The organism is Priestia sp. KCTC 13724, assembly GCF_056820425.1.
Genome location: NZ_JBXDLD010000172.1, coordinates 1 through 8339, shown reverse-complemented (window position 1 = coordinate 8339; position 8339 = coordinate 1). Strand labels below are relative to the sequence as shown.

2 protein-coding genes are annotated in these 8339 nt (G+C 34.1%); both read left to right on the top strand.

The features are described 5' to 3' along the window. Positions 1 to 218 precede the first annotated feature (218 nt). On the top strand, positions 219 to 2228 hold the full coding sequence (locus AC1UFB_RS19790) for a family 10 glycosylhydrolase (protein ID WP_482589882.1): 2010 nt from the start codon (positions 219 to 221) through the stop codon (positions 2226 to 2228). A gap of 15 nt (positions 2229 to 2243) precedes the next feature. Further along, entirely contained in the window at positions 2244 to 7853 is a 5610-nt protein-coding gene (locus AC1UFB_RS19785; RefSeq protein WP_482589880.1) for a DNRLRE domain-containing protein, read from the top strand. The last annotated feature ends 486 nt before the right edge of the window (positions 7854 to 8339 follow it).

The window sequence follows — 8339 nt, the reverse complement described above, 5'->3', positions numbered from 1 at the left end:
CTTTTTTGAAAAACTACGTCACATTCCAAGGGATAAGTCTGTCTAATTTTGGATAATCAACACTCGTGAAATTTTATATTATTATTTAGATTTAAAAAACTTAATCAGCGATTTGTTATGAAAGAAATTACAAAAAATCCCCTTTAATATTTCTTTATTGTAAAAACAATCCTTCCACACTATTACCTAAGCAAAAAATGAAATAAGAGGGCAAAGATATGAGTCTACGAACTCCTACATTTAATTCTTTATTGTGTTATCTCTTTTTATGTCTAATTTTCGTTTTAGTATCTAACCCTTTAGAAGCAAGGGCAGATACAACAACTAAAACTGAAACGTGGACGAGCACTGATCAAGATTTAGAAGATTCATTTATTAGTAGTCAGTATCCATCTACTAATTATTCTTCTAGTAAATATTTAGTTCAGGGAAAGCACGAAAATTTTGGTACTACGCGCTCATTTCTAAAGTTTAAACTGCCTAACCTTCCTGAGGGCGCAACTGTAACTTCAGCAAAACTTAGTCTTTACCAGTATTACAACACGACAACTCAGGCCGTGGTAGATGTCAGACCAGTGACAGGATCTTGGAATGCTTCTGCACTTAATTGGAGCAATAAGCCTGCAGTAGGAAGCAGTGTATCTAATGCAACAGTGCAAAAACCGTCTTGGTATGAATTTTATATGACAAATCAAGTTAAAAGCTGGTATAACGGTACTGCTAATAATGGGATTAGTGTTCAATTTCGTGATGAGACCCAAGCAACTAAAATCTTTTATTCAAATGACTACACTTCAGCAGATTTAAAACCTAAGTTGACTATTACATACTCTGTTCCTAATGACTCAAAAAAAGAATATCGAGCACTTTGGGTAGATATGTTTCACGACGGTGCAAAAACACCTGATCAGGTAGACCAACTAATAAAAGATGCGCAAAAAGGCAATATCAATACTGTTTTTCTTCAAGTAAGACGACGTGGAGATGCTTTTTACAGTAAATCTTTAGAGCCAAAGACTGAAGATTCAACCTTACAAAGCAACTATGATCCATTGGAAGATTTAATTCAAAAGGCTCATGCAGCTCATCCTAGAATCCAAGTACATGCATGGTTTGCTATGACACCAATATGGAATAAATCAACACCACCTAAGGATCCAAAACATATATTTAATGCACACGGTATGAGTCAACCTAGTGAAGAGAACTGGCTAAGTAAGACCTATACAGGAAGTTATCAAAATGGCTCTGAATACGTAATAGATCCTGGACATCCTGGAGCTGTGAATTTTACAAGAGATGTCATCACGAATGTAGTAAAAAACTATGACGTAGATGGCGTTCAAATGGATCTTATAAGGTATATGGGGCAAGAGTGGGGTTATAACGATATAAGTGTTCAACGTTTTAATAAAGCGTATGGAAAATCAGGTTTACCTCAACCAAATGATGCTCTATGGAAACAATGGCGCCGAGAACAAGTTAATAACATGGTTCGAAAAGTTTACGTATCTGTCCAAAGTATAAAACCTTCTGTCACTGTTTCTGCTGCAACCATTGCCTGGGGAAATGGTCCGAGAACAATGGACGAATGGAATAGTTCTTCAACAATGAATGATGCATTACAAGATTGGAGAAGTTGGCTAGAAGAAGGATCAATCGATTTGGCAGTACCTATGAATTATTTTAGGGAATATGACTCAACTCAAAAAACTTCTTATGAAAACTGGATTGAATGGGAGAAGAACAATCAAGGGAAAAGAATGACTTTATCCGGAGTAGGGAATTATCTAAATTCCATTGGGGATAGTATGGCTCAAATTCAAAAAGCAGAATCACCTTCTTTGTCTGGAAATACATTAGGTGGAACAAGTCTTTATAGTTATGCTGTTACCAATAAAGATGATATTGCGAATGATGAGTTTTACAATTCATTAAGCAAAATTTCTAGCTACAGTTCAAATTCACCGTTTTCAAACTATGCTTCTCCACCAGACTTACAATGGAAGCTTTCTCCCACTACGGGTCATCTTTATGGTAGTTTACCTAATTCGGACCATCAATTAATAGAAATTAATGGGGCCAAGACCTATCAGGTATATACCGATGGGAGTGGAGATTTTGAGGTAACAAACTTAAATCCAGGAACTTATACCATTGAAGTAAATTCAAAAGTATATCCAGTTTCAATCAAAGCAGGAGAAGTAGCAAAAATTTTCCTAGATTAAGTGGAGGTTTTATTATTGCTTATCAAAAGTAGTATAAAAGGAAAACTATTTAAATCTATAGTGTGGTCGATAGCTTTCACTTTGTTTATTACCGTTCTTCCTATCTTAAATGTACACGCAGAAACAAAGAAAGAAAATGAAGAACCGATTAAAAATACACAAGAATTAGAAGAACTACCTCAATTAAGGACTGAAAACTCAAAGACTTACCTAGATAATGAAAAGAACCAATATATATATGAGGAATATACGGAACCAATTCATTATAAACAGGGAAATGAATGGGAAGATATTAATAATACAATTGTTAATGGAAAATCAGAATCTGATGATCAAGACCTTTCTTTGGAAAATAAATCAAATCGATTTAAAGTAAAATTCTCAAAAAAGAATAAAGATAACCGTACTCTTAGAATTAAGTTAAAAGATCAACAACTTTCATTCGGGATTGTTGGTGCTAATAAAGTTCAAGGGATAGCGAAAGACAATAGTATGACGTATCCTGGAGTTTTCCAAGATACAGATTTAAATTTCCAAGTGGATAATAATGCTGTGAAAGAAGCACTTATCCTTAATAAGAATACAGAGAAAAATAAATTCACATATGAGTTTAAATTAAAGAATCTAATAGCAAAAAAAGATAAAGATGGCAATATTATTTTTGAAGATAAAAAAGGCAAGACGTTTTATACTCTTTCAAAGCCTTTCATGTACGATTCTGCAGAGGTTATTTCTCATGATGTATCAATGGAACTTCGTGAAGAAAAGGGTAAAACTTATGTAGATGTAACAGCTGATGAAAAGTGGCTGAACTCTTCAGAACGTAAATACCCTGTTGTTATTGATCCAACTGTTGATGTACAAGATGGAAATACAGCTGATACATTTATTTCATCTACGTACCCTAACAGCAATTATTATACAGACCCTTCTTTAATTACAGGTAAACAAGTTTATTATGGAACAACACGTTCATTAGTTAAATTTAATTTGAAAAACTTATTAAGTGGGGCTAAAATAACTTCAGCTAAAGTAACAGTAAGTTCACATTCAAATACAAGTGGTTTTGAAAAACAAGCAAATGTTAGTATGTATCCAATTACGAAATCTTGGAGCTCTAATAGTGTTAATTGGAGCAATCAACCAACTATTGATGCTGTAATATCTAATCAAAACGTTTCTACCGACGGAGATTATACTTTTTACACTACTAATCTCGTAAAGGATTGGTATAGTGGTAAAAAAGCTAACTACGGTATTATGTTAAAAAATACAGATGAAACAGCCGATCGTAAAATGTTCCGTTCAAGCGATTATTCGACGGATACATCTAAAAAACCAAAGTTAACGGTTGCTTATACAATTGATCCAATCGGAGTAGAGAGCTATTGGACGACAGCTGAATCAAATGTAAATACGTATAATGGTAACTTCTTCAATCAAGAAACAGATATTAATATTGAAGGGCGCGGCTTACCTTTAACTGTAAATCGAACGTATAATAGCCGATCAACCTCATCTGGAATTTTTGGTTATGGTTGGAGTTCTAATTTAGATCAAAGCCTGACATTTAATACAGATGACTTAATTTTATATCGTGACGAAGATGGTACAGAACATTACTTTGCTAAGAATTCTTCTGGAGGGTACGACTCACCAGGAGGCGTTTATCTGCAATTAGAAAAAAATTCAGATGGCACATTTAAGCTTACAGACAAAGATCAATCGTATATTACCTTTGATTCAAAGGGAAATATGATAGCTGAAACAGATTCAAATAGCAATAAGACTACCTACACATATAGTGGTGGGCGATTAATCACAGTTGTAGATTCTTCTGGTAGGGAGTTAGACATTGATTATGGAACAAATGGAAAAGTAAGTTCTATTTCAGATCCATCAAACAGAAAATATAAATACACCTACGACACTAATGGTAATTTAACAGGGTTTTCTAAGGTCGATAAATTAGGTAGTAACGTATTCACCATTTCATATGGGTATAGCAGTAGTCATCAAATGACCTCTTATACAGACGAAAGAGGCAAAAAGATGACAATGAATTATGACACTGACAATCGACTTGTAAAGCAAGAGATGCCTGTTACTGTTCAAGGATCCGTAAAAAACGATTATTTTACACTTTCCTATAATACAACTACTAGTGTGACTACAGTAACTGATTCAAGAGGCGTTAAAACGGACTATACTCATAATGCATACGGAAATGTAATTAAGTCCGTTGAAGATGTAGGTGGACTTAATTATACAAAGACTTATAATTATGATAACCAAAATAATTTAATTCAGGAAAAAGATGAAAATGCAAATAAAAGTGGTAGCAATGCAGCTACTGATTATACGTATGATAGTAAGGGAAATGTATTAACCTTCTCGAATCCCTTAAATGAACAAGAGAAATTTTCATACGATGAAAATAACAATGAAACACAATATCAAGATGCAAAAGGTAATGTATCATCAGAACAATATGATGACCAAGATAATAACACTGCTTCTACTGATGCAGCAACTAAATCATCAGCTGCTAAATATGACAGCAAGGGAAATCTCATAGAAGATACAACTTCAGTAAGTATTGGGGACAACCTTCTCTTTAACGGCAGTTTTGAACAGGATTCGAATAATGACAATTGGCCTGATGGGTGGAAGAAAATAGGTTCAGGTACTTTTACTTATGATAGTAATGGAGCATCCGTTCAAAATGCTAACTTAGGATCTAAGCAGTTGAAAATTTCAAATCCATCAACAACTGTAGCTGTAGAAAGTGATGCTATTTCATATAACCCTCAGAAAAAATATGTCGTAAGTGGTTATTTGAAAACAATAAATGCAAAATCTAACGCAAAGTTAACAATTACTGGTGGAGATTCTACAGGGAAGATGACGGACACTGTGAGTAGTCCGGTACTTTCGGGAACAAGTAATGTTGAACGTATTCATTTTGTTATTAACCCAGGAGATCTACCGGCTACTACAACACGTATGACTTTGAAAGCATATGTTAACCAAGGCGCTGGAGATTTCTATTTCGATGGACTTCAGATAGAAGAAGAATATTATGGAGCCTTTAATTTAATTGATAATGGCAACTTTGAAATTGATTCCAATAATGATGGAGTACCTGATAATTGGTATTTTCCAGGTACTTTGACAACAGCCGATGGTCTTGATAAAACAACAGCCTATTCAGGCAACCAATCTATTAAATTGACAGGTAAACGTGGAGTAGATAAATTTGTTCGCCAAGAGCTAAATGTGAGTGGTAAATCAGGACAAGAGGTTACAGTATCTGGTTACTCAAAAGCTGATTCACCAACTAAATCTGCGGGTGTATATCAAATGGATGTAGCCGTTAATTACACAGATGGTACAACTCAGTGGATAAATGGAGATTTTGATAAGAGTAAATCACATGATTGGCAACATAATTCTTTACGCTTTGCTACTACAAAAGATTTTAAATCATTAACTGTTTATTACCAGTATAAAGATCAAACCGGTACAGCGTGGTTTGACGCTGCAAAAGCTCAGCTTGGTTCTATTCGTACAAAATATAGTTATGATGTAGGCGGTAATAATGTTATAAACCAAACTGATGCTAATGGAAATACAGTTTGGAAGTCTTATGATGAGGTCGGTAATGTAACGGGAGAAACAGTTGCAAATGATACTCGTGCCTATAAATATGATGCAAATGATCAACTTACAGAAGTTACGGACGAAAATGGCAAAACAACTACCTATGAATACGATAAAGCAGGAAATCATACGGCTACTATTAATGCAAGTGGTAACAAGACAATTTCTACCTATGATGAACGAAATAATATAACTTCATTAAAGGATGCCCTTGGAGCAAGTATTACGTATGATTATGACCTTCTAGGTAATTTGCTTAAAACAACATCTCCAAATGGAAGTATAGTTGAAAGCACGTACAATAATGTGAATCGTAAAACAGCTACCTTATACAATGGAGTAAAACGTTATGAATATACGTATGATGCAAATGGAAACATTACAAGTGAAAAAGATGTTTTAACTGGTGTAACTACTAACTATGTATACGATGCGGATAGTAAGTTAAAAGAAAAAACAGATTCAACCGGTAGAAGAAATACGTACAACTACGATAAGAATGGCAATCTTATCACTAGTATTTTTTCATCTGGATCTACTACCAATACAGTTAATCGTACAGTAGATAAAAATGATCAAGTTACACGTATTACTAGTGGAAATATGGATACATCATTTACATTCACAGAAAATGATCAATTAGCAAGTCAGAAAAATAAAAATGGAACGTTTACGCTACATGACTATGATGGGGCAGGCCAACTTTCGCATGTATTAACCACTGATGCGAGTGGTAATTCCATTGAGTCTTTCGATTATACCTATGATGCCAAAGGAAATCGTCTAACAGAAAAAACAACTGATGGAACAGCCAAGTTTACTTATGATAAAAGTGGTCAGTTAACCAAAGAGGTTCTGCCGAATGGGGATATCTACGAATATACGTATGATGCTGTAGGTAATCGTCTTACGAAAAAAGTTACAAAAGGCTCGACAGTTAATACAGATACGTATTCTTACAATACAGCAAACCAACTTGTAAAAATTAATGGAACAGCTATTACAAATGATAAAAATGGAAATTTAACAAGTGATGGTAAAAGAACATACGTTTATGATGCGGAAGATCGACTCATTGAGACTAAAGAGGGATCTAATTCAATTGCAAAGTATCAATATAACTCTGATGGACTACGTATTAGTAAAACGGTTGGGTCAACCACTGTATATTATACGTATGATGAAAATAATAATGTTGTATTAGAAACGGATCAAACAGGAAAAGTACTAGTATCATATGTTTATGATACTAATAATAGTCCTCTAACTATGAATAAAGACGGTAAAGTTTACACATTCCATACTAACGCCCGTGGTGATGTCACAAAAGTTACTGATGAACAAGGTAGTGTTGTAGCTTCTTTTGATTACGATTCTTGGGGAAATATTATAAAGGAAACGGGTGCATTTGCTTCACAGGTACCATTTAGATATGCAGGATACCGTTATGATACTGAAACTAAGCTATACTATCTACAACAACGCTATTACAACCCTGAAATTGGAAGATTTTTGACATTAGATCCTGTTCTTGGTGATAAAGAAAATCCAATTACACAAAATGGATATGTTTATGCTGATAACAATCCAGTAATGTTCACGGATCCAGATGGGGAGAAGAGTAAAAAGTGGAGAAGAATATGGTATGCAACTAAGGCCGGTGCAAAAGCTGGAACAAAAGCGCTCGTAAAAGATTATATTAACGTTGGAAAAGTTTTAGCTTCTTCAGTAGGATTCGGTACCGGCTATCATAGAGGTTATTCGGGATATATACGTAGTAGTAAACCAATATATAATAAAAAATATGTATATAAATCAGCTAGACTAGTCGGCCTTAAGGTAGGAGGGAAATTTTTTGGAGGTGCAGGACTCATCGCAGATGCATATACTTTCGGGAAAGCTGCTTATAAAGGCGGTAGAAAGGCTTATAAAAACTATGGAAAAGGAAAGAGAAAACATTAAAAATTATAAGGAGAATATAGATGTTGCAACTCAAATCCCTAAATAATTTTGTTTTTGGAGAGAAGATAATTCCTAACATCCTTAAAAACCCCATATATACTATCATTATTTGTCTAGGATTTTGGACTATATTTGGTTGCCTGAAAAAACGGTATTATGTATCTTTTTTTATTATGACATTATTAAATACACTTCTTATAGTGGTTACTTTTACTAATGTTCTTGCAGGTTTTTTAGATAGTATATCAAAGCTTCTTCAATATGGAAGTGTAATAGTCCTTATAGTATTGTTTTGTATAGTATATGATTATGAAGCATCACATAAACAGTAATTGAAAGAACCCCTTTTCTCTTAAAGAGAGGAAAGGGGTTTTTGATTATAAATGTGGGTTAGACTGAACTTAAAATAACATTACTGTAAGCCCGAAATATAAAAAATAGCGCACCTTCACGGTACGCACGACGAACGGCCAGCTAACTGAATTT